Source organism: Pseudomonas sp. LRP2-20, from assembly GCF_024349685.1.
Taxonomy (GTDB): domain Bacteria; phylum Pseudomonadota; class Gammaproteobacteria; order Pseudomonadales; family Pseudomonadaceae; genus Aquipseudomonas.
Map to the genome: position 1 here is coordinate 2,015,596 of NZ_AP025944.1, position 21,331 is coordinate 2,036,926.

At 64.8% G+C, this 21,331-nt stretch carries 20 protein-coding genes; 8 read left to right on the forward strand and 12 right to left on the reverse strand.

Annotation, left to right across the window (positions count from 1 at the left end; genetic code table 11):
- Positions 1-43 precede the first annotated feature (43 nt).
- Positions 44-346: a hypothetical protein gene (locus OCX61_RS08755; protein ID WP_261943427.1), complete on the forward strand. Its 303-nt coding sequence runs from the start codon at positions 44-46 to the stop codon at positions 344-346.
- Between the two features lie 8 nt (positions 347-354).
- Here OCX61_RS08755 and OCX61_RS08760 read toward each other — a convergent pair whose 3' ends face one another.
- Together OCX61_RS08760 and gcvA are read right to left on the reverse strand one after the other, a co-directional pair.
- Entirely contained in the window at positions 355-1,605 is a 1,251-nt protein-coding gene (locus tag OCX61_RS08760; protein WP_261943428.1) for a 2-aminoadipate transaminase, read from the reverse strand.
- Positions 1,606-1,814: 209 nt separating this feature from the next.
- A complete protein-coding gene (gene gcvA / locus OCX61_RS08765; protein WP_261943429.1) occupies positions 1,815-2,711 on the reverse strand; it encodes a transcriptional regulator GcvA in 897 nt (298 codons plus the stop codon).
- A 267-nt stretch (positions 2,712-2,978) separates the two neighbouring features.
- Here gcvA and OCX61_RS08770 point away from each other — a divergent pair, with 267 nt between their 5' ends.
- The 5 genes from OCX61_RS08770 to OCX61_RS08790 all read left to right on the forward strand — a co-directional run bounded on the left by OCX61_RS08770 (position 2,979) and on the right by OCX61_RS08790 (position 7,066).
- The gene (locus OCX61_RS08770) at positions 2,979-4,361 is read left to right on the forward strand and encodes an amino acid permease (RefSeq protein ID WP_261943430.1); all 1,383 of its coding nucleotides are present in this window, start codon (positions 2,979-2,981) and stop codon (positions 4,359-4,361) included.
- 57 nt (positions 4,362-4,418) lie between these two features.
- On the forward strand, positions 4,419-4,916 hold the full coding sequence (locus OCX61_RS08775) for a PaaI family thioesterase (RefSeq protein ID WP_261943431.1): 498 nt from the start codon (positions 4,419-4,421) through the stop codon (positions 4,914-4,916).
- Positions 4,917-5,120: 204 nt separating this feature from the next.
- Positions 5,121-5,510, forward strand: a complete 390-nt coding sequence (locus OCX61_RS08780) for a DUF4398 domain-containing protein (RefSeq protein WP_261943432.1) — start codon at positions 5,121-5,123, stop codon at positions 5,508-5,510.
- Between the two features lie 11 nt (positions 5,511-5,521).
- The gene (locus OCX61_RS08785; protein WP_261943433.1) at positions 5,522-6,265 is read left to right on the forward strand and encodes an OmpA family protein; all 744 of its coding nucleotides are present in this window, start codon (positions 5,522-5,524) and stop codon (positions 6,263-6,265) included.
- A 105-nt stretch (positions 6,266-6,370) separates the two neighbouring features.
- Complete coding sequence (locus tag OCX61_RS08790; protein ID WP_261943434.1) at positions 6,371-7,066, forward strand: glutathione S-transferase N-terminal domain-containing protein; 696 nt, start codon at positions 6,371-6,373, stop codon at positions 7,064-7,066.
- Between the two features lie 169 nt (positions 7,067-7,235).
- Here OCX61_RS08790 and OCX61_RS08795 read toward each other — a convergent pair whose 3' ends face one another.
- Positions 7,236-8,852 (reverse strand): inorganic phosphate transporter, encoded by a 1,617-nt coding sequence (locus OCX61_RS08795; protein WP_261943435.1) that lies wholly within the window; start codon positions 8,850-8,852, stop codon positions 7,236-7,238.
- 121 nt (positions 8,853-8,973) lie between these two features.
- On the opposite strand from OCX61_RS08795, the gene OCX61_RS08800 reads away from it, so the two are divergent.
- Positions 8,974-9,360, forward strand: a complete 387-nt coding sequence (locus OCX61_RS08800) for a DUF488 domain-containing protein (protein ID WP_261943436.1) — start codon at positions 8,974-8,976, stop codon at positions 9,358-9,360.
- Positions 9,350-9,781, forward strand: coding sequence for a GNAT family N-acetyltransferase (locus OCX61_RS08805; RefSeq protein WP_261943437.1), 432 nt, complete (start codon positions 9,350-9,352; stop codon positions 9,779-9,781). Before OCX61_RS08800 ends, OCX61_RS08805 begins: the two co-directional genes overlap by 11 nt.
- Before the next feature lie 124 nt (positions 9,782-9,905).
- On the opposite strand, the gene OCX61_RS08810 is transcribed toward OCX61_RS08805, so the two are convergent.
- The 9 genes from OCX61_RS08810 to OCX61_RS08850 form a co-directional block, all read right to left on the reverse strand.
- Entirely contained in the window at positions 9,906-11,360 is a 1,455-nt protein-coding gene (locus OCX61_RS08810) for a right-handed parallel beta-helix repeat-containing protein (RefSeq protein WP_261943438.1), read from the reverse strand.
- A gap of 3 nt (positions 11,361-11,363) precedes the next feature.
- Positions 11,364-12,503, reverse strand: a complete 1,140-nt coding sequence (locus tag OCX61_RS08815) for a polysaccharide lyase (protein ID WP_343596777.1) — start codon at positions 12,501-12,503, stop codon at positions 11,364-11,366.
- A gap of 80 nt (positions 12,504-12,583) precedes the next feature.
- Positions 12,584-14,014: an alginate O-acetyltransferase AlgX-related protein gene (locus OCX61_RS08820; protein ID WP_261943440.1), complete on the reverse strand. Its 1,431-nt coding sequence runs from the start codon at positions 14,012-14,014 to the stop codon at positions 12,584-12,586.
- Between the two features lie 27 nt (positions 14,015-14,041).
- Positions 14,042-14,671: an alginate O-acetyltransferase AlgF gene (locus OCX61_RS08825; protein ID WP_261943441.1), complete on the reverse strand. Its 630-nt coding sequence runs from the start codon at positions 14,669-14,671 to the stop codon at positions 14,042-14,044.
- A gap of 18 nt (positions 14,672-14,689) precedes the next feature.
- Positions 14,690-15,784 carry an alginate O-acetyltransferase gene (locus OCX61_RS08830; RefSeq protein ID WP_261943442.1) on the reverse strand — a complete coding sequence of 365 codons (1,095 nt, stop codon included), beginning with the start codon at positions 15,782-15,784 and terminating at the stop codon, positions 14,690-14,692.
- A 9-nt stretch (positions 15,785-15,793) separates the two neighbouring features.
- Positions 15,794-17,221 carry an MBOAT family O-acyltransferase gene (locus OCX61_RS08835; RefSeq protein ID WP_261943443.1) on the reverse strand — a complete coding sequence of 476 codons (1,428 nt, stop codon included), beginning with the start codon at positions 17,219-17,221 and terminating at the stop codon, positions 15,794-15,796.
- Positions 17,222-17,235: 14 nt separating this feature from the next.
- Positions 17,236-18,690 (reverse strand): alginate export family protein, encoded by a 1,455-nt coding sequence (locus tag OCX61_RS08840; RefSeq protein WP_261943444.1) that lies wholly within the window; start codon positions 18,688-18,690, stop codon positions 17,236-17,238.
- Positions 18,687-20,117, reverse strand: coding sequence for a tetratricopeptide repeat protein (locus tag OCX61_RS08845; protein ID WP_261943445.1), 1,431 nt, complete (start codon positions 20,115-20,117; stop codon positions 18,687-18,689). Before OCX61_RS08845 ends, OCX61_RS08840 begins: the two co-directional genes overlap by 4 nt.
- A 34-nt stretch (positions 20,118-20,151) precedes the next feature.
- The gene (locus OCX61_RS08850; protein ID WP_261943446.1) at positions 20,152-21,315 is read right to left on the reverse strand and encodes a PilZ domain-containing protein; all 1,164 of its coding nucleotides are present in this window, start codon (positions 21,313-21,315) and stop codon (positions 20,152-20,154) included.
- Between the last annotated feature and the right edge of the window lie 16 nt (positions 21,316-21,331).

Sequence of the window (21,331 nt, forward strand, 5' to 3'; positions counted from 1 at the left end):
CTACGCGCCTTCACGCTTATACATCCCTTTGAGGTAACCCCGCTTGAGCACCAAGTACCCGTACACCGCCACCGTGACTGTCAGCGCCGAAGACCGCGGCGGCGACACCGAGGCCTCGGAAAACCCCAACATGCGCGTGGGCCTGGAAGCGGTGACCGAAACCCTGAAGAAGGTGCATTTCGTCGGTACGCTCGCGGCCCCCGAGAAATCCGCCACGCACATCTGCGTGACCCTGGAGAACGGTCTGACCTACTACGGCCCGATCGTCAACGGCCACGCTGAACTCGAAGGCGGCTGGATCGCCTTCGAGTCCGACATGCTCACCCCTGAAGAACTGGGCCTGTAAGCCCCGATTCAGTTCAGCTCGGCCAGGCACTGCTCGAGGATATCCAGCCCTTCCTCGAGCACCTCGGCCTCGATGGTCAGCGGTGCCAGCAGGCGAATGATGTGCCGCGCCTTGCCGCTGGGCATCAGCAGCAGCCCCTTGGCTCGCGCCGCCTCCATCACCTTGGCCAGCTGGGCGGGCGCCGGGCTGCCATCGGCATTGACCAATTCGATGCCGCGCATGGCGCCGGTACCGGTCAGGCGGCCGATGTACGGGCTCAGGTTCGAGGCCTTCCAGCGGGCATGGCGGCCAACGATCGCCTGCTCCTGGCGCTCACCCCAGGTGGCGACGTTCTCGTCGGTCATCTGTGCCAGGCTCGCCAGCGCCGCCGCGCAGGCGATCGGGTTGCCCGAATAGGTGCCGCCCAGGCCGCCTTTGGGCAGCGCTGCCATCAGTTCCTGCCGCCCGACCACCGCACCCAGTGGCATGCCACCGGCGATGCTTTTCGCCAGCAACAGCAGGTCTGGTTCGATACCCAGACGCGGGAAGGCGAAGCGTTGGCCGGTGCGGCCGAAGCCGGACTGGATCTCGTCGATGATGATCAGGATCCCGCGCTCGTCGCAGAAGCGCCGCAGCGCCTGGGCAAACGCCGGGTCGAGGGCGAGGAACCCACCTTCGCCTTGCACCGGCTCGAAGATGAACGCCGCCACGTCTTCTACCGCCAGCTCGACGCTGAACAGGCGATCCATGGCCTTGAGCGCCTGCTCGCAGGTGACGCCGGTATCGGCGCTGGGGTAGGGCAGGTGGTACACCGGCCCCGGCAGCTCACCGACCCGTTGCTTGTAAGGCGCGACCTTGCCGTTGAGGTTCAGGGTGGCCAGGGTGCGGCCGTGAAAGCCTCCGTCGAAGGCGATGATGGCGCGTTTACCGGTGGCGCCGCGGGCGACCTTCAGGGCGTTTTCCGCCGCTTCCGCGCCACTGTTGGTGAGCATGCCGGCCAGCGGGTAGTTGACCGGCACGAACTGGCGCAGGCGCTTCATCAATTCCAGGTACGGGCCATGGGGGGCGGCATTGAAGGCGTAGTGGGTGAGGCGGCTGGCCTGGGTCTGGATCGCTTCGACCACGGCCGGGTTGCAATGGCCCAGGTTGAGCACGCCGATGCCGCCGACAAAGTCGATGTAACGTTTGCCGTCGGTATCCCAGACTTCGGCATTACGCCCATGGGAAAGTGTGATCGGATGAACGATGGCGATGGATTGACTGATACTTTCCAGATTCATGGGCACGCGGACCTTGTTCGAGTTTCTTAATATCCAAGCGCGCCGCGGTATTATAGCGCAAACGAATTATTCGATTGCGGTCATTCCCCAGATTCATGAACTGGCCCCTTCGCGGGCAAGCCCGCACCCACAGGGTCAGCGCAAGATTCAAGTCTTGTGTAGTACCTGTGGGAGCGGGCTTGCCCGCGAAGAGGCCAGTCCAGGCCATATCAATCTCCCTTAGCCACCCGCTCGCGAATCCACTGCACGAACGCCTTGACCTTGGGCACTTCGGCGGCATGTTCGGCATGGGCAATGAAATGCCGGCCATTGCTCGCCACCGGGTGGTCCCAGGCCACCACCAGCTTGCCTTCGCTCAGTTCCTCGGCCACCAGGTAGCGCGGAATCAGGGCGATGCCGCAGCCGGCGATGGCCGCCCGGATGCACAGGTAGAACGTGTCGAAGCGCGGCCCGTGGTAGCTGTTCTGGCTATGCAGGCCCAGCCCCAGGAACCATTCGTGCCAGGCCTCCGGCCGTGAGGCGCACTGCAGCAGCCGGTGTTCGGTGAGTGCCTGGGCGCTGTCGAAACGGTGCCGGGCCAGCACCTCGGGCGAGCACACCGGTACCACCTCCTCGCTGAACAGCTCGATGCAGGTGGCCCCCGGCCAGGTGCCCTGGCCGAAGAAGAAGGCGATATCGGCCTTGGCCTGCACCAGGTCGAACGGCTCCAGCTCGTTGCGGATGTCCAGGTGGATGCGCGGGTGGCGGTCACCGAAGCCCTTGAGCCTGGGCACCAGCCAGCGCGCGCCGAAGGTCGGCTGGGTGGCGATGCGCAGCACCTCGGTCTCGTCGCCGTAGCTGAGGATGTAGCGGCTGGAGATGTCGATCTGGGTGAGGATCTTGTTCACCTCGGTGAGGTACAGCGCGCCAGCCGGGGTCAGGTGCAGACGCCGGCGAATACGCTGGAACAGCGAATGCGACAGCATGTCCTCGAGCTGCGCAACCTGCTTGCTGACGGCGCTCTGGGTCAGGTGCAGCTCCTGTGCCGCACGGGTGAAGCTCAGGTGCCGGGCGGCGGCTTCGAAGCACTGCAGGGCGGTGGTCGAGGGCATCAGGCGTTTGGACATGGCAGGCGCGTACCGAGCAAAAAAGGAAGAAGTTCATTCCGTACTGGAATCATGTGCTTCGAAAAGGTCGTTTGTTGACCTCGCCCTATAGATTAATACTGACCTCGAACAACGATTACAACCGGTACGGCGAAGAGGAGGCAAGTACGGCACCGGCGACATAAAACAACAACAACGAGCAATACGACCTGCACGAATTCTGCTCCAACTTTTCAGCCGTCGACGGCAGCACAGCCGCACGCCGGCCGACCCATTCGAGGGTTCTCCATGGCTTCGCTACACAACAACAAACAGCGTTCCTTGCAGCACGGCCTGACTTCGCGTCAGGTGTCCATGATTTCCATAGCCGGCATCATCGGTGCCGGCCTGTTCATCGGCTCTTCCAACGCCATTGCCACGGCTGGCCCGGCCATTCTCATCTCCTACGCCATGACCGGCCTGCTGGTGCTGCTGGTGATGCGCATGCTGGGCGAAATGGCCATCGCCAACCCCAACAGCGGTTCGTTCTCCACCTACGCCTCCGAGGCCATCGGCCCGTGGGCCGGCTTCACCATCGGCTGGCTGTACTGGTGGTTCTGGGTACTGATCATTCCGGTCGAGGCCATCGCCGGCGCAGACATCCTGCATGCCTACTTCCCGGGCGTGCCGTCCTGGCTGTTCGCCTTCCTGATCATGGTGGTGCTGTCGGGCAGCAACCTGGTCAGCGTGAAGAACTTCGGTGCGTTCGAGTACTGGTTCGCACTGGTCAAGGTGATCGCGATCATCGCCTTCATCGTGGTCTGCAGCCTGGCGGTGTTTGGCTTCTGGCCGCTGGCCGAGGTATCCGGCATCAGCCGCCTGTGGGACCACGGCGGGTTCATGCCCAACGGCTTCGGCACTGTGCTCGGTGGCGTGCTGATCACCATCTTCTCGTTCTTCGGCGCCGAGATCGTCACCATTGCCGCCGACGAAACCGCCAACCCGAAAGACAAGATCCGCCGCGCCACCAACCTGGTGGTGTACCGCATCGCGATCTTCTACCTGGCGTCGATCTTCCTGGTGGTGTCGCTGGTGGCCTGGAACGACCCAGGCCTGAAAGCTGTGGGCTCGTTCCAGCGCGTGCTGGAAGTGCTGAACGTGCCGGGCGCCAAGTTGCTGGTCGACCTGGTGGTGCTGGTGGCCGTGACCAGCTGCATGAACTCCGGCCTGTACACGGCGTCGCGGATGCTCTATTCGCTGGGTGCCCGTGGCCAGGCGCTGAGCATGACCAAGCGTATTTCCGGTGCTGGCGTGCCGACCGTGGCGGTAATCCTCTCGACCCTGGCAGGTTTCGTCGGTTGCTTCGTCAACTACGTGCTGCCGGGCAAGGTGTTCGGGTTCCTGCTGTCCACCACCGGTGCCATCGCCTTGCTGGTGTACCTGGTGATTGCCGTGTCGCAACTGCGCATGCGCGCCCGCGCCGAACGTGAAGGGCGGCCGCTGGAGCTGAAGATGTGGTTGTTCCCATGGCTGACGTGGCTGGTGATCGGCACCATCGTCATGGTCCTGGGCTACATGCTGTTGAGCGATGCCTACCGCTACGAGACGCTGATGACCGCTGGGGTGACCGCATTCATCCTGCTGGTGTCGCTGACCCAGAAGGGCAGCAAGGTGGTTGCCCAGCCGGCTTGAGCTTTCTGCTTTAATGGGGGCGTTTCGCGCCCCCATTCCAACAAGTACAGGCAGCGTATGAACGACCCGATTGTTTCCCTCCAGGCCCTGGCCGCCCCCGAAGGCACTTGCTTCGGTTGTGGCTGTTCCCACCCTTGCGGCCTGCACCTGCAAAGCCACTGGGATGCCGACGGCATCCACCTGCTGTGCCGGCACTCACCCGACAGCACCTTCATCGGTTGGCCCGGCCTGGTCTACGGCGGCCTGCTGGCCATGCTGGTCGACTGCCATTCCAACTGGACCGCGATGGCGTACCACTACCGGGCCGAAGGCCGCGAAGCGGGCAGCCTGCCACGTATCGACTGCGTGACCGGCAGCCTCGGGCTGAATTACCTCAAACCCACGCCGATGGGGGTGGAGCTGCTGCTCAAGGCGCGCGTGGAAGGTGAAGTCGGGCGCAAGACCCGGGTCCTCTGCGAAGTCTGGGCCGGTGATGTGCTGACCGTCAGCGCCGACTCGGTGTTCGTGCGGGTGGACACCGAAAAGCTCAAGCTCAAGGCCCACGGTCAGGCCTAGATACCGGCTCTTGAGCGATGGCGCCGCTGCGAACGCGTTTGCTGAATAAACTGATTGGGCGCTTAGGAAAAGTCCTATTTGGTTGCCAACTGCGTGGCAATAGTCTTGCGTCGTTTCCAGATCAGGCTGTTTGTTTTTCAACTGCCTGTGGTTACCGACGTCAGTAGCCACTGAATTCGAGAGCGCATCAAAGGAGCCTATTCCATGCGTTTTAATTGCAAGACATTGCCGCTTGCCGGCCTGCTCATGATCGTCGGCGGCTGCGCCGGCGTAACCGTGCCCAATGAGCAGATCGAACTGGCCCGCAACGCGGTCAGCCGTGCCGTTACCGCTGATGCTACCCAGTATGCTCCGGTGGAAATGCGTGCCGCCCACGAGAAGATGAGCGCAATGGACCGCGCCATGGGCGAGAAGAAGTTTGACCAGGCGCGCACCTTGGCCGAAGGAGCGACGGCCGATGCCCGCCTGGCCGAACGCACCGCCCAGGCCCTCAAGGCCAAGGAGCAGCTGGCGAGTGCCCGAGAGGGGATAGAGGTGCTCAGGCAGGAAATCCTGAATGCGCCTAGCAGCCCGACCGCCAACTCCGCTCATTGAAGGAAGTGACCATGTCCAAAGTCTACTTACTGCCCGCTGTGTCGCTTCTAGGGTTGATGTTGGCCGGTTGCGGCACTACACCGGAAAACGCCACATTGCTTGAAGCCCGAGAAGCCTATTCGGTGTTGCAGGGCAACCCTGAAGCAAGCCGCCTCGCCGCGCTGGAAACCCAGGATGCCTATACCGCCCTGGGCAAGGCCGAGGCCGCCTCCCTGAAGGACCGCAAGTCCGCCGAGGTCGAGCGTTTGGCCACCCTGGCTGGCCGGCAGATCGCGTTTGCCGAACAGACCATCGACTGGCGCAAGAGCGATGCCCAGCTCAAGCGTGTAGAGCTCGAGCGTACCCAGGCTCAGCTGGATGCGCGCACCGCGCAGCTCAAGGCGCTGCAGACCAGGCCCAGTGCCCGCGGCGACGTAGTCACTTTTGCTGACGTGCTGTTCCAGACCGGCAAGGCCGAACTGAATAGCGGCAGCCATCACAAGATCCAGCAATTGGCGGCCTACTTGCAGGGCAACCCCGGGCTCACCATCGAAGTGGCAGGTCATACCGACTCCACCGGCAGCGACAGCCTCAACCGGCGACTGTCCGAGGATCGAGCCGCCTCGGTAGCCCATGCGTTGCGGCGCCAAGGCGTGGCACCTGAGCGTATCAGCACGGTGGGCTATGGCAAGGACCAACCGGTGGCGAGCAATGCCACGGCACATTCGCGCCAACTCAATCGGCGCGTCGAAGTGGTGCTCCTCAAGCGCACCTGACCCTTCGCCAGGCGCAGTCCCGGGCTGCGCCATCCTGCACGTTGCGATGGTCAAATCACAACGCTGTCCCTAAAGTAATCGTCTCCACGATTGCAGGGACCGAGCATGACCGATCTGAGCGCATTCCCCATCACCCGCAAATGGCCGGCGCAGCACCCCGAGCGCCTGCAGCTGTATTCGCTGCCCACGCCCAACGGCGTCAAGGTATCGATCATGCTGGAGGAAATCGGCCTGCCCTATGAGCCGCACAAGGTCAGTTTCGACAACGATGACCAGCTGAGCCGCGAGTTCATCTCGCTCAGTGCCAACAACAAGATCCCGGCGATCCTCGACCCCAACGGCCCGGGCGGCCAGCCGCTGCCGTTGTTCGAGTCGGGAGCGATATTGCAGTACCTGGCGGAAAAGACCGGGCAGCTGCTGAGCCAGGATCCGGCCCAGCGTTATCAGACGCTGCAGTGGCTGATGTTCCAGATGGGCGGTATCGGGCCGATGTTCGGCCAGGTCGGTTTCTTCCATTTCTTTGCTGGCAAAGAGTATGAAGACAAGCGCCCGCGCGACCGTTACGTCAACGAGTCCAAGCGCCTGCTGGGGGTATTGGACCGGCACCTGCAAGGGCGTGAGTGGATGGTCGATGAATACAGCATCGCCGACATCGCCATCTTCCCCTGGGTGCGCAACCTGGTGGAACGCTACAACGCGCGCGAGCTGGTGGGCTTTGACCAATTCAAGGAAGTGCAGCGGGTGCTGGCCAAGTTCCTTGAGCGGCCCGCCGTGCAGCGTGGTCTGAAAATCCCTTCCTGATAAACAGCTGAGGACACTGTGGGAGCAGCGCTTGCCGGCGATGGGCCGCGAAGCGGCCCCGGCGATTCATGCGAGAACCTTGAAATCGTGGGGCCGCTTCGCGGCCCATCGCCGGCAAGCGCGGCTCCCACACGTGACCGCGTACACCTGGAAGCTGTTCGGTGTTGGTTCAGATGATCTGATTGAGCAGCCAGTACAGGCTACCGGCCAACAGCATCGCCGCTGGCAAGGTCAGCACCCAGGCCATCAGCAGGTTGATCAGCGTGCGCTGCTGAATGCCCGAGCCGTTGGCAACCATGGTCCCGGCCACCCCCGAACTCAGCACGTGTGTTGTCGATACCGGCAGTCCGAACATGTCCGCCGCACCAATGGTGCACATGGCAACCACTTCCGCCGAAGCCCCTTGGGCATAGCTCAGGTGGGTCTTGCCGATCTTCTCGCCCACCGTCACCACGATACGCCTCCAGCCGACCATGGTACCCAGGCCCAATGCGATGGCCACGGCCACCTTGACCCAGAGCGGAATGTAGCGGGTGGCATCGTCCAGCTGGGTCTTGAACAGCTGCACGTGGCTACGGGTATCGGCGTCGAATGCCACCAGCTGTTTCTTCTCGATCAGGCGGATGGCTTCGCTGGTCAGGTACATGTCGTTGCGCACGTTGGCCATGGCTTCGGCCGGCACGCGCTGCAGCGAACCATAGCCTTTGACCTGGTCACCGATCATGCCGGTGAGCGCGGCGAGTGCTGGTACCAGCTGCGCGCTGGCCTTGGGCTCGGCGATGAACGCGGTCAGCGCCTGACGCGGGTCGGCGGGGGCCGGCCCGGGGGCGGTGCGCACCAGGACCTGGCGGGTCACTTCGGCGACGGCGGAAAACTGCAGCGCCTGCTCGCTGGGCATGGTCTTGTTCAGGGCGTAGGCCATCGGCAGGGTGCCGACCAGGATCAGCATGATCAGGCCCATGCCTTTCTGCCCGTCGTTGGAGCCGTGGGCGAACGACACGCCGGTGCAGGTCAGGATCAGGATGCCGCGGATCCACCACGGTGGTGGCGTGCGCTCCTTCGGCGCCTGGTACAGTTCCTTGCGCTTGACCAGCGCGCGCAGGGCCAGCAGCAACAAGGCAGCACAGGCAAAGCCGATCAGCGGCGAGAACAGCAGGGCATAGCCGACCTTGCTGGCCTGGGCCCAGTCGACGCCGCTGGTACCGTCGCGCCCGTGCATCAGTGCGTTGGCCACGCCCACGCCGATGATCGAGCCGATCAGTGTGTGCGAAGAGGACGCAGGCAGGCCCAGCCACCAGGTGCCAAGGTTCCAGATGATCGCCGCCAGCAGCAAGGCGAAGACCATGGCGAAGCCTGCGGAGGAGCCGACTTGTAGAATCAGCTCCACCGGTAGCAGGGCGATGATGCCGAACGCCACCGCGCCGCTGGAAAGCAGCACGCCCAGGAAGTTGCACAACCCGGACCAGACCACTGCCACCGGTGCCGGCAGCGAGTGGGTGTAGATCACCGTGGCCACCGCGTTGGCGGTGTCATGGAAGCCGTTGACGAACTCGAAGCCCAGGGCGATCAGCAGTGCCAGGCCCAGTAGCAGAAAGGGCGTAACGGTGGTGATCACCGTGCCGCTGGCGGTCACGTCCTGCTTGAGGCTCCAGGCGGTATAGGCGATACCGGCCAGCAGCAGGCCGAAGAACAGCACGAGGGTGGCGCGCCCGGGTCTGTGCGCAAGTTGCGGGCGAGAATCGCTATGGGCCAGTGGCAGCTGGCTGGCCAGGGACGGGGTTGCCATGGGGGCTCCGGTCGGCGTCGGCGAGGGTGGCTCTGAGCATAGAAACAATTCCTCGGCTGGACGTGACCTCGGTCAATGAATTACCTAGGCTCAAGACAGACGGTAAAGGCAGGAGAACCCCATGATTCGCTGCAAGCGCGTCTACGACGCGCCAGAGAAGGAGGATGGCCAGCGTGTGCTGGTCGACCGCCTGTGGCCGCGCAACAAACGCAAGGAGCAACTGCAGGGCGAGTGGTTTCGCGACGTGGCGCCATCCACCGGTTTGCGCAAGGCGTTGCACCAGGGCGAGGTGGATTTCGCCGGGTTCACCCAACGCTATCAGCAAGAACTGGCGGCGCACCCTGAACACTGGTACCCGCTGCTGGACCTTGCGGCCAACGGCAACCTGACCCTGCTGTACGCCGGCAAGGACACCGAGCACAACAACGCCCAAGTGCTGGCGGCCTGGCTGGAAGACGAACTGGAGCGGCGCGGCCCGGGCAGCTCGCCGGTGTGCTATGCCCGTTGAGCTGGTCGCCGCGAGCGACGCCTGGTGCACCTTTGCCCGCGACCTGACGCGGCGGGCGATGCTGCCCTATTACCGCGAGTTCGACCTGTTATGGATCGAAGAAGCATTCGACCAGGCCTGGGGCTGGCGCGAGCAGTGGCTGGTGATGGAAGGTGAGGTCGTGCTGGGTTTCTGCAGCCTCAGCCAGGACCGGCAGGCATTGTTCATTCGCGAGTTGCACCTGGTGCCGGAGCAGCGTGGGCGAGGGGTGGGCAGCCAGGTGCTGGAGACCCTGGCCGAATGGGCGGCGCAGCGGCGCCTGCCGCTGTTGAGGTTGATGGTGTTCAAGAGCAACCCGGCGCGGCAGCTGTACCGGCGCCATGGGTTTGTCGAGATGGGGGAGGATGACTGCTTTGTGAGGATGCAACGGGCTATCGGTTGACCTGTGCCGGCCTCTCGCGGGTAAACCCGCTCCCACAGGAACATCACAGCATTCAAGTCAGTGGTAAATCTGTGGGAGCGGGTTTACCCGCGAAGAGGCCGGTGCAGTCACAGCAGATGGTGGATCATTGCTGCCTCACCCTCACAGTCTCACCCTGGCGCACAGTGGCTTCCAGCAACTGCCCCTGCAATGGCAGCAAGTCGCCGATCAACAGGTTCTGCAACAACGGCTTGCCATCGAAGCTGTTGCCCCCCAGCAGCACATCCCGCACACCCTCCACCCGCACCAGTGCCTTGCCGACCTGGCCCAGGCGGTTGCCGCTGAGCACCAGCGGCCCGGCCAGTGGCGTGGCATTGCGCAGGCTGATGGCATATTCCGCTGTGTTGCCGATACGGTTGTCGAGCAGCGCCACGGCGCCCACCTCGCTGGCATCCACCGCGCTACCCTGGCTGCTGGCCAGCAAGTTGTCGTCGATCACCAGCGGCGCCGCCGGTGTGGGTGCCAGGCTGCGCAGCTGGATGCCATTGCCGCGGCTGTCACCGATGCGGTTGCCGGCCAGCAGCACCGCGCCCTGTTGCTCGCTGACTTCGATGGCGGCCTTGGTTGCGCCAAGGATCAGGTTGCCTTCGACCAGGGCGCGGGTCTGGCCACGCAGGCGCACGCCGCTGTTGTTGTCGATGCCGCGCAGCTGGTTGCCCAGCAGTTTGACCTGGCTGTTCTGCACATCGATGGCGTATTGCTGCGACTGCTCGAACTGGCTGCCGGTGATGGTCGCCTGACTGTGCTGCAGCTCCACCGCGCTGGACATCTCGCTGAACTGGCTGTCGCGGATGATCACCGTAGCCGGGCGCGTGCTGGCCGCCTGCTGGGTGCTCAACGCCGTGGTCAGGCCCCGGGACAGGTTGGCGTTGTAGCCCAGGCGCTTGAGCGTCGAGCCGATCACCTGGGTGTGGCTGCCGGCCCAGGCCACCACGAACGGCCGCCAGGCACGGTCGGTGCTGCCCGGTCGGTCGCCGGCCATGCTCTGCAGGCTGGACTGGTTCAGCCCGAGCCAGCCCTGGTTGATCAGCGCCGTGCCGGAGAGGCTCGACAGGTACAGGCTGGTGCCTTCGAGCAGCAACCCGGCGTCGCTGCCGATCATCAACGGGTAGCTGAGCAGGTAGCCATCCTTGTAGCGCTTGAGGATGCGTGGGTCGTTCAGCGCGTCGTGCAACTGCGCCAGGGTGATGCTGCCGTCGCGCAGCATCACCACCTGCGGGTGGTGGGCCTGGTAACCGGCGATGGCGCGGAACAGGCCGTTGTTGACGAACGGCTCGAACGGCCAGCTGCCGGCCTGGGACGAGAACATTGGTTGCAGGCTGACGCTGGCGCGCCCGGCCGGGCGTTGCCGTTCGGCTTGCTGGAACGCCACGGCCTGGCGCACCTTCAGGCGCAACTGGTCGGCCTGCAGCTGGCGTTGCTCCCGGGGCAGGGTGTCCACGGTCTGGTTGACTGGCAGCGTTTGGCTGGCTGCCTGGGCGGTGCCTGCCAGGCACAGGGCGGCCAGGCAGGTGAGGGAAAAGCGGGCGAGGGCAGCCATGGGTCAGCTCCTTGATCCGGGCAGTGGGGGGTAGAACGCTTTGATCGGGCCGCCGAGCTGGCTGTAGTTGTCCACCTCGCCGTCTTCGCTGTCGTACAGCTGGCGGGCCAGGGCATGTCCGGGGTTGCGCTGCAGGAACGGGATCAGCCAGGCCATCTTGTACGGTGCCACATCCGCCTGGGACTGGCCCTTGAGTTCGGGCAGGTCGCCTGGGGCGAGCACCGTGCGGGCGGCGAAGTTGGCCAGCAGGTCGAGGGTCTGCTGGTCTTCGCGGCTCCACGGCAGGCCGTTGGCGCGCGCCGACTCGGCCAGCAGCACCAGCGGCACCAGGGCGTACTGGCTGTAGTTGGCCGCCAGCTTGCTGCGCGCCACTTCCAGCGGCAGGTAGGCATAGTTGCCATTGTTGGCGCGCACGGCCTGGGCCAGGCCACGGCGCAGGTTGCCGTCGGCCCACTGGATGAAGTCGTCGCGGCCGACCAGCATGCCGGTGGCGGCCACGGCCCAGGCCGCCCAGTAGTCGTGGTTGTTGAAGTACACACCGCTGGTGCTGCGGCGTGGGTCGTATTCCTGGATCACCAGCTCGCCCAGGCGGGTGAACCAGCGGCGCTGTGCCTCGCTCAACTGCAGCTTGCCGTCACTGGCCGACTGGGTCAGCAGCACGGCACCGGCCATGGCCGCCAGCGCCCATTTGCGCGCGGCCATGCCGGTGCCGCTGGCATCCGGGTTGAGCAGGGCGCCGGCTTCGGCCCAGTGTTGCAGCCACTGGTCCTGGCAGGCCAGGGCCATGTTGGCCTGCTGGGGTTTCTTGGCGCCCTGGAAGCGTTTGCTGGCGTAGATCAGGCCGCCAACGAACGCTTTGACCTGCTTGCCGATGCGTTCGCTGTCGGCATCGGGGCTGCTGCGCAGGGTCGACTTGCTGGCGTCGCGCTGGTCGTACTTGCTTTCCAGGTGCAGGCTGCCGGTGTAGGGCGCTGGCGGTTCCTTGCTGCAGACCAGGGTGCGGTAGTCGGCGATCATGGCTGACTGTGGAGTGCTGTGGGGGGGCCAGATGGATTGCGCTGCCTGAGATTGGGAGCTCAACAGGAACAGGGTGAGCAGGATTGGCGCCGCTCTGCGGCCCTTCGCGGGCAAGCCCGCTCCCACACCGACCGCGTCAGCTGTGGGGAACTCTGTGGCAGCGGGCATGCCCGCGAAGGGCCGCAAAGCGGCCCCAATCAGCGGTATCACATGCATAGCCTGGTCTCCACATCGGTCGCCGCAGTCCCGGCCTTGGTCGGCTCCATGAACACCGACAGCAGGTTGGCCCCGGCAAATTCCGGTGCCTTGCTCAGCTCCAGGTAATACTGCCCACCCGTCACCGCCGCCTCGCGGCGGAACCACACCTTGTCCCGCGCACCGTTGTCGTAATAGACGATGATGTAGAAGTCCTTGACGTTCTTGTCGCTCAGGCGGATGTCGAGAAACCCCTTCGACAGCGCCTGGCGGCCACTGCCGGCATTGCTCAGCAGCTCGATGCGCTCGCCCACCTTCAACGCCGGCCGTTGCAGCTTCGCGCCGAGCACCTCCTTGTTTGCCGCACAGCCACCCTGTACCGCCGGCACCAGCTGGCGGTACATCAACGGCGAGTCGAGCCGGTAGTTGGCCGGCAGCTCCCAGACGATCAGCTTGGGCGGCGCCTTGGCTTTGTAGTCGCTGGACAGCAGGTATTCCAGCAACGAACCCTCTTCACCCACCCCGGGCAAGGCGTAGTTGAGGATGTCGACGTTCAGGTACTGTTTCAGGTAGCCGTCGAAATTGAACTGTTTGCTCTCGTCTTCACGGGCTGCGGCGTTACTGTCGCCGACCAGGATCACCTGTGGGTCCGGCGCCTCGTCGAACAGGGCGTCGGCGCCTGACGCCAGCGGAATGGTCTGGTAGCCGCGTACGTACTGGAAACCGTAGTTGTTGCCGCAGATGCTGCTCATCGCCAGGTTCAGGGTGCCGTCCTTGGGCACCATCACGCCCGGTTCGGTGCGGTATTCCTTCTTGGTCAGCCCGGCATAGAACGGTTGGCGGCGGATTTCCTCGGCCATCAGCCTGGCGGTGGCCTCGGCGCCGGAAGGCGTCCAGTGGTGGTCGCGGCGGAAGAAGTACTCGCCCTTCGGCGGCTGCTGCACTAGCTGCATCATCGGCGCCACCAGCGCGCCGGCCTGGCGCAACTGGCCGAGGTAGGCGGCGAGGTTGTTGCTGGCGCGGGCATAGTCGAAGCCATGCAACTGGTCGGCGAACAGCTTGTCGCGGTGCATCAGCCCGCGAGTCGGCTGGATCGCCATGGCCACATGAATGCCCTGGCGCTCGAACGCCTGCATCAGGCGGGCGAACTCTGGGCGCATCGGCGCGGGGATGCCGAAGTCGTTGGTCAGGTCGACCGCCGAGCGGAACAACCAGCGGTCCTTGCCAGGCACGATCTCGCGCATCAGTTTCATGCGCCCTTCGGCATAGCGTTGCGGGTCGCTCAAGGCCGGGCAAACCATGCACTGCAGGTTCTCGCAACCCGGCCCGCCCACTTGGGCAGGCTGGGCAGGCTGGGCAGGCTGGGCGGGCTGGGCGGCCTGGCCCGGCAGGCTGAGCAAGGCCAGGGCAGCGCTCAGGCCAAAAGGTACAAGGGTCTTCATGTGCCATTCATCCTTGCAGGGCAATCATCACTCGGTCGGGTCGATGCTGTTGGCCAGGGTCATGCTGCGGTTGCCGGGCAGCAGCACGTAGCTGTACGAGCGGCCCTTCTTGAGAAACTGCTCGTCGAAGCTGGCGACCTTGGTGTCCTGCTGGTAGGCGGCGAAGTCGATCTTGATCTCGTTGACCATGCGCGTGCCGGTTTCACCGTTGCCAAGCGCTTGGATCACCTCGTGCTTGCCATCGGAGGTCTTCAGTGCGGCCTGGTTGGCGGTCAGGTTGTAGAAGGCGATCTGCGCCTTCTTTGGCTCGTTGACATACTTGTCGCTGATCAGCTTCAACTGCTTGCCGTCGTAGACCACGGTGCTGGCGGCATTGGCCTTGAGCTGCGGCTCGATCGACTTGCCGCCGACGGCGATCTTGTGCGGGCCAGCAGGGGTGAAGCGGTAGCCGCTGAGCTGGCCGGCGGCGACCCGCTGTGGGTTGATCTTGCCGCTGAGGCTGACGTCGATGTTGCTGTCGGACAGGTTCAGCACGCGGACGAATGCCGAGTTGGCCGGCGCCACGGCATCGTACAGGTCGGCGTTGCCTTCGGCGGCCAAGGCCGCATGGCTGGCAGCGGCGAGGGCGATGGCGGTGAACAGTGGGGTGAGTTTCATCAGGCTCTCCTTGAATCGTCAGAAATGCTGGGGCGCAGCGCTGCGGCTGAGTGAGCCGGGGCGGTGGGCGAGCAGGGTGCGCAGGGGGAACTCCCAGACCACGGTGTTGATCTGTGGGTTGGCCAGCTGGTCGCTGGCTAGGAACTGGTTCATCGCCTCGAACGGGCCGCGGGCTTCCACGGCGATGCTCAGCAGGTCGCGGTTGAGCGCCTCCTTGAGGAAGCCGATGAAGTTCCAGTCGTCGATCTTGCTGTAACTGGTGCCGACCAGCAGCAGGCTCTGGTCTTGCTCGGCGAACAGGTCGTCGGCGCCTTGCTCGGCCTTGAGGGTTTCGTACAGGGTGATCGGATTGGGGCCGAACTGCGGCGCCAGGCGTGAATGGTCGAACTGGATGTAGTTCATCAGGTCGCCCTTGACGCTCTTCTCACCGGCCTTGTGTGACACGTACACCTGGTCACCCAGCAGTTGCGGGCGCTGGCGCGCCAGCTCGTAGGCCGACAGCCGTGCGCCTTCCGGGCTCCAGTGGGTGTCGGACTTGAGGAACAGCTGCGGGCCGTCGAGGTTGGCCAGAAACGCCTGGCGCAGCGGCACCACATCCAGCTGGCGGTCTTGCAGCGCGCCGACAAAACGGTCATAGAGGCTGGTCACTCGCGGGTCGAACGCGTGCGCGGCGTGCGCTGCGTACACATCCAGTTTCATCGGCAGTGGCAGGATCACCAGCTGCTTGCCACGCTCGGCCAACTGCGCACGCACTTTGGCGATCTGCTCCAGCTGGCTCGTCAGGTTGGCGTCGAGGTCATTTGGAACGCGGTATTCCTGGTTGGTGTAGAGCCAGCCGTCCTTGCCCAGCACCACGCCCTTGGTGCCCTCGCCGAACAGGTGGAACTGGGCGTCGGCCCACAGTTGCACCGACGGCTCACGCAGGAAGAAGCGCTTGTCGTAGGCCTGCTCGAACTTGCGCAGCAGCTTGCCGTCGACGAACAGGTTCCAGGTATCGGTCGACGTGCGGGCAAAACTGAATACCGGTGGCAGCGAATAGACGAACATCGCCGCCAGCACCACCACGAACAGAATGCCATTGGCCTTGCTGGCCGAATTCATCACCGGGTACATGGCACTCTCCTAGAACTGGAAATACAGGAAGGGTGAAAACGAGTTTGCCGCCAGGCTGCTCAGCGCCAGCAGGAAGCCGCCCCACAGCAGCACGCTGTTCAGCGCGCTGACATGGCGCATGAAATAGCCTTCCTTGTTGCCGGCGTAGAAGCGCAGGTTGTTGATCCCGGCCAGTACCAGCCAGGCCAGCGCCACCAGGGCAAAGGCCATGGCCATCTTCGAGGCGCCGAGCACGTACAGCTCCAGCGAGCCGAAACCGTTGAAGCCGAACAGCGCCTGGTAGATGTCGATGCTGTGGCGCAGGTCCATGGTGAAGAACAGCGGCATGCTCAGCACGATCAGCAGGCCCGTGCGCAGGTTGCGGCTCAGGCGGTAGGGCGCACCGACCTTGGTCGCCAGGTTGAACTTGCGTTCGATGACCATGCCGACCCCGAAGAACAGCCCCCAGCAGATGAAGGCGAAGCTTGCGCCGTGCCACAGGCCTGACAGCAGCATGGTCCAGACCAGCGCCGGCAGGGCGCCGGCCACGCGCTTGCGCACCAGGGGCATGTACACGTAGTCGCGCAGGAAATGCGCCAAGGTCATGTGCCAGCGTGCCCAGAACTCGGTGATGCTCTGTGCCACATAGGGCTGGTTGAAATTCTCCGGGAAGCGGAAGCCCATCATCAGCGCCAGGCCCAGGGCCATGTGGCTGTAGCCGGCGAAGTCGAAGTACAGCTGCAGGGTCGAGATCACCAGGCCGAACCAGGCATCGCTGAACTGCAACGTGCCTTCACTGACGAACAGCTGGTTGATCGGCGCCAGGCGGTCGGCGATCAGCACCTTCATGATGAAACCGAGCATGAAGCGGCACACACCCAGCGAGAACAGCTCCAGCGAGTGGGTGCGTTCGCGCAGCTGCGGCGCCAGCTGGCTGTAGCGCAGGATCGGCCCGGCCACCAGGTGCGGGAACAGCGCGACAAAGGCGGCGAAGTCGATGAAGTTGCGCGTCGGCGTGGCGTCCTTGCGGTAGATGTCGACGATGTAGCTCAGGGCATGGAACACGTAGAACGAAATGCCCAGCGGCAGGAAGATGTTCTCCAGCGTCCAGGTATTGATGCCCAGTGGCGCCAGCAGCATGGCCAGCACCTCGGCGCCGAAGTTGGCGTACTTGAAGTAGCCCAGGGTCGACAGGTTGCCGGCCACGCCGATCCACAGCAGGCGCAGGGCCATGGGTTTGTCGCCGGCATCCAGGCGTGCCTTGATCCGCAGGCCGAACCAGTAGTTCCAGTAGGTGATGCCGACGAACAGCAGCAGGAAGTCTGGCCGCCACCAGGCATAGAAGATGTAGCTGGCGGCCACGATCACCGTGGAGCGCCACTGCGCCTTGGCCAGGAAGTACACGGCCAGGAACAGCGGCAGGTAGAGGAACAGGAACACATTGGAGGCGAAGATCATGGCACGGCCCGTCCTTAGTAACTGATCACCACGCCGACGCTCAGCTGGTAGTCATCGCCTGTTGCCAATGCACTGCCGGCATTGAGGTAACTGGCGCTGACCAGCGCGTTGACGTCCAGGTGCTTGCCATCGATAGCCACCGGAAACATCTTCCAGTAGTAGTTGAGGTCGATCATCTGCCCGACATTGCGCCCGTTGCCGTTGCTGCCCTGGTTGATGGCACGGTTGCGCTGCGAACGCTGGTCGCCATTCATGCGGATCGGCAGGGTGCCGTCGGCATCGCGCAGGTCCAGCTGGGTCACCCGCAGGTCCAGCGCGCTGCGCGGGGTGGGGCGGGTCTCCACGGCAAAGCCGTAGTAGCTCAGGTTGCGCAGGTCGAGGGCGACGAACGAACTGGTCAGGCGGGTGCTGTAGGAGCCGGTGCGGGTGATGCGGTCGGACTGGATGGCGTTCAGGCGGAAGCCATCGTTCTCGTCGCCGGGCTTGTCGGTCAGGCCGCCACGCAGCGCCAGGCGCGGGGTCCACGCCAGGCTGTCGAAGCGCTTGCCGACTTCACCCAGCACCGCCCAGCCCTTGCTGCTGTGGCCGGTGGTGGTGATGCCGTTGCCGTCGGTGTTGTCCATCTTGCCATCCAGCGCCGCCAGTTCCAGGTGGTAGTCGCTGAGCACCGGGTAGGCGAGGTTGTCACCCTTGAAGAACAGCCCGTAGCGCATGCCCTTGAAGTCGTAGCGGTCGTCGGCGTCGTGGCCGCTGTGGTCGTTCTCGTGCATCAGGCGCACACCGACCTGGTTGTTCGGGCTCCAGCGGTAGGCGTACTGGCCCATCAGGTAGGTGGTGCGCTCCTCGCTGTCGGCCAGGCGGTTGACGTCGGTGTTGTAGTTGTGGAACTTCTGGCCGACGGCGAAGAACGCCTCGCTGAAGGTGTCCTGGTAGTTGAAACGCAGCGACTCGAGGCTGTCGTCCCACCAGATGCCGTAGTCGTCATAGAAGCGCTGGCGGCCGAACGAGGCGGAGAAGCGCGGGTCGTCGCCGATCAGGTTGCGCTTGACGTACAGCTCGCGCAGCTCGGCATACCAGCCTTCGGGCTGTTCGCGTTGGTTGCTGTTGCTGGCTTCGTTGGTCAGGTTGCTCGACTGGCTGGAGTCGTAGTTCAGCCACAGGCGGCCGTAGACCATCCACTTGGCCCAGCGCTTTTCCGGCGAGTACCAGGCGAACGACGGTTCGTAGCGCAGGCTGTAGAACATCTCGCGGTCGCTGCCGACCTGGGAGTCCTCAGGGCCGTAGCCGGTCTGCACGGTGAGCTTGTTGAACACTTCCGAGGTGATCACTGGCTCGCTGCCATCCACGGCGGCGACGCGTACCGGTTCGTTGCTGTCAGCCTCGGGGCCGGTGATTTCTTCCGCGGCGAAGGCCGCCGGCAAGGGCGCCAGGGCCAGCAGGGCGCCGAACAGGGGGTGGTGCGCTTTCACAGGGTGGCCTCCTTGAACAGCCCGTTGCGAGCGGCCAGGGCACGCTCGATGTCATCCTTTGGCAGTGTCTTTTCCAGGCGCTTGATCAGGCTGCGCGCACTGCGTTCACCCAGGTCGAGGGCGACGCGGGCATAGGTGTAGGCCTTGACCGGGTCGTGGCACAGGGCACGACCGTAGGCGTGCAGGGTGGCCATGCGGTACCAGGCGGCGGTGTTGCCCTTGTCGGCTTCGGCCTGGAACAGCGCCAGGGCCTTTTCCTGGTCGGGCTGGTCCTCGACGCCCTTGCTGTAGTACTCGGCCAGCAGCAGGCCGGCGCCGGGGTAGCCGCTGGCACCCAGCTCCTCGATCAGTGCGCGGGCCTTGTCCGGGTCGAGGGTCAGCCAGTTGTTGACCATGTAGAACTGCGCCTGCAAGGCCTTGGCCCGGGTTGGCTCGCGCTCGCGTACCTGGTCGATCAGCGCCTGGGTTTCCTCGGCGTTGTGCTCGGTCGGGTTGGAGATCATGTAGTTGGCCTTGGACACCATGGCCGGCACGAAGCCGCGGGCTACGGCCACATCGCGCCAGCGCTGGACGCGGGCGGTAGCCAGGTTCAGCGCCTGGTCCTGGGCTTTTTCGCGGGCCAGTTGCGCGGGCGTTGGCGGCAGCTTGTCGGCGCCCGGTGCGCTGGCCTGGCGTTCGTAGCGGTCGGCGTCCAGTTCGGCGCGCTGCACGCTGGTGATGCTGTCGAGCAGCGCGGCGACGCGGTGGATGATCTCCACCGGCAACTGCTCACGCTCAGGCTCAAGCTGGTCGGCGAAGGGCGGGAACAGGCGGTCCTGCTGCTCGCCGAGGAAGGCGTAGTAGCGGTCCAGGGCGCGCACGTCCACGCGCACCGCCTGGCGATACCAGCGCTCGGCGCCGGCGCGGTCGCCCTGGCGCTCGGCGAGCACGGCGTGGTACAGCTCGGGGCGGCAGTTGAGCAGGCAAGCCTGCTCGTAAAGGGCCAGCAGCTGGGCGGTGTCGACCAGCTCCGGGTAGGTCAGGAACACTTCCAGTGTGGTGCTGGTGTTACGCGGGTCGAGGTTGGCCGGGTAGCGCGTCAGAGCCTGTGCCATCCACGGCCGTTGCGCCTCGCGCAGGCTCGGCGTGCGGTCGATCAGGCGGGCCAGCGATGCCAGTGCCGGGACCAGGCCATGGCCGTCGGCAAAGGCCTTCTGGTACAGCGCCACCACTTCCGCGCGGCTGGCGCCTTCGCGCCCGGCCAGCACATCGCCAAGCAGCAGGGTGCTGGCCAGGTCGCCACGGGCAGCCAGCTCGCGCAGGTCGCTGGTGACCTCGGCCGACGGGTCCTTGTACAGCGCATAGCGGATCTGTTCCAGGCTCTGCCCGGCACTGGCCGTGCTGGCGCAGGCCAGCACCAGGCCGGCCAGCAGCAGGCGGGGGGGCATGTTCGCGGTCATGGCGTCATCGTCCTCGGCGCGCTTAGCGCGCTGCGCCGAATGGCAGGCCCAGGAACAGGTCGACCGCCACCGCTTTCTGGTAGGCCGCGGCCGGTAGCGGGCTGTCGGGCTGGATGGTCAGTGCCAGGTTGCGATTGAGCTCATCCACGCGCGCGTCGACCACCTTGCCGCTGTAGTGCTGGTCGAGGCCGAACACCTGCATGTCCACCGACTTCACCCGGTCGACATCGGCGAGCTTGTCGAACGGCACGTTGGCGCGCACGAACAGGCCCTGGTCCTTGGGCAGCAGGTGCATCAGCGGGGCTTCCTTGTAGCCATAGCCATCCAGGCGCTGGCTCGGGTAGTAGACCTGGCAGTCGCACGGGCTGTTGATCACCGTCTCGATGGTGGCGCGGCCGAGCAGGGCCTGCAGGTCGCCCGGCGACAGGTCGGCGACCGCCTTCATGTCGGCCGGGCTGGTGAAGCTGGTGGCCAGCTGCGTGGAGATGCTGGCCAGCGGCTGGCCAGCCTGCACTTCGGTGGCGCCGGCGGGCAGCAGGTACTTCACATAGCCGTTGTCGGGCATGCTGATGACCTGGGCGTTGGTCGCCACCTGGGCCTGCAGCGCCGGGATGCGGAAGAACAGCAGGTAGCCCTTGTAGCCGACGAAGGCCAGCGCGGCGATGCCGGCGGCGGTGTACAGCAAGGTGCCGGTCAAGGCCTTGAGGCGGGCGCCTGGGGTGCGGGCGCTGGCGTACTTGTGCTTGCGCTCCTTTATGTAGTTCTCGCGCTGCATGACATTGAACAGGCCGTTGATGTCGGCGATCTCGCCGGACATGTAGGCGCTGATCAGGTAGCGCAGGATGTCGCGCTTCTGTGCATCGAGCTCGACGAACTGTGCGCCCACTTCGTTGCCGCGCTGGGAGACGATGCGGATCTTGCTGTCGATGTTCAGGTCGACCTGGTTCAGGCGCAGGCGGATCGAGGCGTCGTACAGCGTGCCGACTTTCAGCGGCGCGTCATGGATCAGGCCCAGGCCACCCAGGGAAATGTCCTGCAGGGCCACTTCGAACGGCGCCTGGCCGGCACTGGCCAGGCGTACCCGTGCGTTCATCCGGGTGCGCACGTACTGGCGCTCGTCGACCGCCTCATGGACGATGTTGGCCGCTGTCTTGCCCGGGGCCGCGGGAATGTTCGTGGTACTCATATGCAGGCGCCTTTCC

Excerpts from the sequence above, each read along its gene's own strand:
- gcvA (WP_261943429.1), bottom strand. The coding sequence starts at position 2,711 with ATGTCCAAACGCCTGATGCCCTCGACCACCGCCCTGCAGTGCTTCGAA.
- OCX61_RS08800 (WP_261943436.1), top strand. The coding sequence starts at position 8,974 with ATGATTCGCTGCAAGCGCGTCTACGACGCGCCAGAGAAGGAGGATGGC.
- OCX61_RS08785 (WP_261943433.1), top strand. The coding sequence starts at position 5,522 with ATGTCCAAAGTCTACTTACTGCCCGCTGTGTCGCTTCTAGGGTTGATG.
- OCX61_RS08775 (WP_261943431.1), top strand. The coding sequence starts at position 4,419 with ATGAACGACCCGATTGTTTCCCTCCAGGCCCTGGCCGCCCCCGAAGGC.
- OCX61_RS08780 (WP_261943432.1), top strand. The coding sequence starts at position 5,121 with ATGCGTTTTAATTGCAAGACATTGCCGCTTGCCGGCCTGCTCATGATC.
- OCX61_RS08845 (WP_261943445.1), bottom strand. The coding sequence starts at position 20,117 with ATGCCCCCCCGCCTGCTGCTGGCCGGCCTGGTGCTGGCCTGCGCCAGC.
- OCX61_RS08830 (WP_261943442.1), bottom strand. The coding sequence starts at position 15,784 with ATGTACCCGGTGATGAATTCGGCCAGCAAGGCCAATGGCATTCTGTTC.
- OCX61_RS08790 (WP_261943434.1), top strand. The coding sequence starts at position 6,371 with ATGACCGATCTGAGCGCATTCCCCATCACCCGCAAATGGCCGGCGCAG.
- OCX61_RS08805 (WP_261943437.1), top strand. The coding sequence starts at position 9,350 with ATGCCCGTTGAGCTGGTCGCCGCGAGCGACGCCTGGTGCACCTTTGCC.
- OCX61_RS08825 (WP_261943441.1), bottom strand. The coding sequence starts at position 14,671 with ATGAAACTCACCCCACTGTTCACCGCCATCGCCCTCGCCGCTGCCAGC.
- OCX61_RS08795 (WP_261943435.1), bottom strand. The coding sequence starts at position 8,852 with ATGGCAACCCCGTCCCTGGCCAGCCAGCTGCCACTGGCCCATAGCGAT.
- OCX61_RS08770 (WP_261943430.1), top strand. The coding sequence starts at position 2,979 with ATGGCTTCGCTACACAACAACAAACAGCGTTCCTTGCAGCACGGCCTG.
- OCX61_RS08760 (WP_261943428.1), bottom strand. The coding sequence starts at position 1,605 with ATGAATCTGGAAAGTATCAGTCAATCCATCGCCATCGTTCATCCGATC.
- OCX61_RS08810 (WP_261943438.1), bottom strand. The coding sequence starts at position 11,360 with ATGGCTGCCCTCGCCCGCTTTTCCCTCACCTGCCTGGCCGCCCTGTGC.
- OCX61_RS08820 (WP_261943440.1), bottom strand. The coding sequence starts at position 14,014 with ATGAAGACCCTTGTACCTTTTGGCCTGAGCGCTGCCCTGGCCTTGCTC.
- OCX61_RS08835 (WP_261943443.1), bottom strand. The coding sequence starts at position 17,221 with ATGATCTTCGCCTCCAATGTGTTCCTGTTCCTCTACCTGCCGCTGTTC.
- OCX61_RS08850 (WP_261943446.1), bottom strand. The coding sequence starts at position 21,315 with ATGAGTACCACGAACATTCCCGCGGCCCCGGGCAAGACAGCGGCCAAC.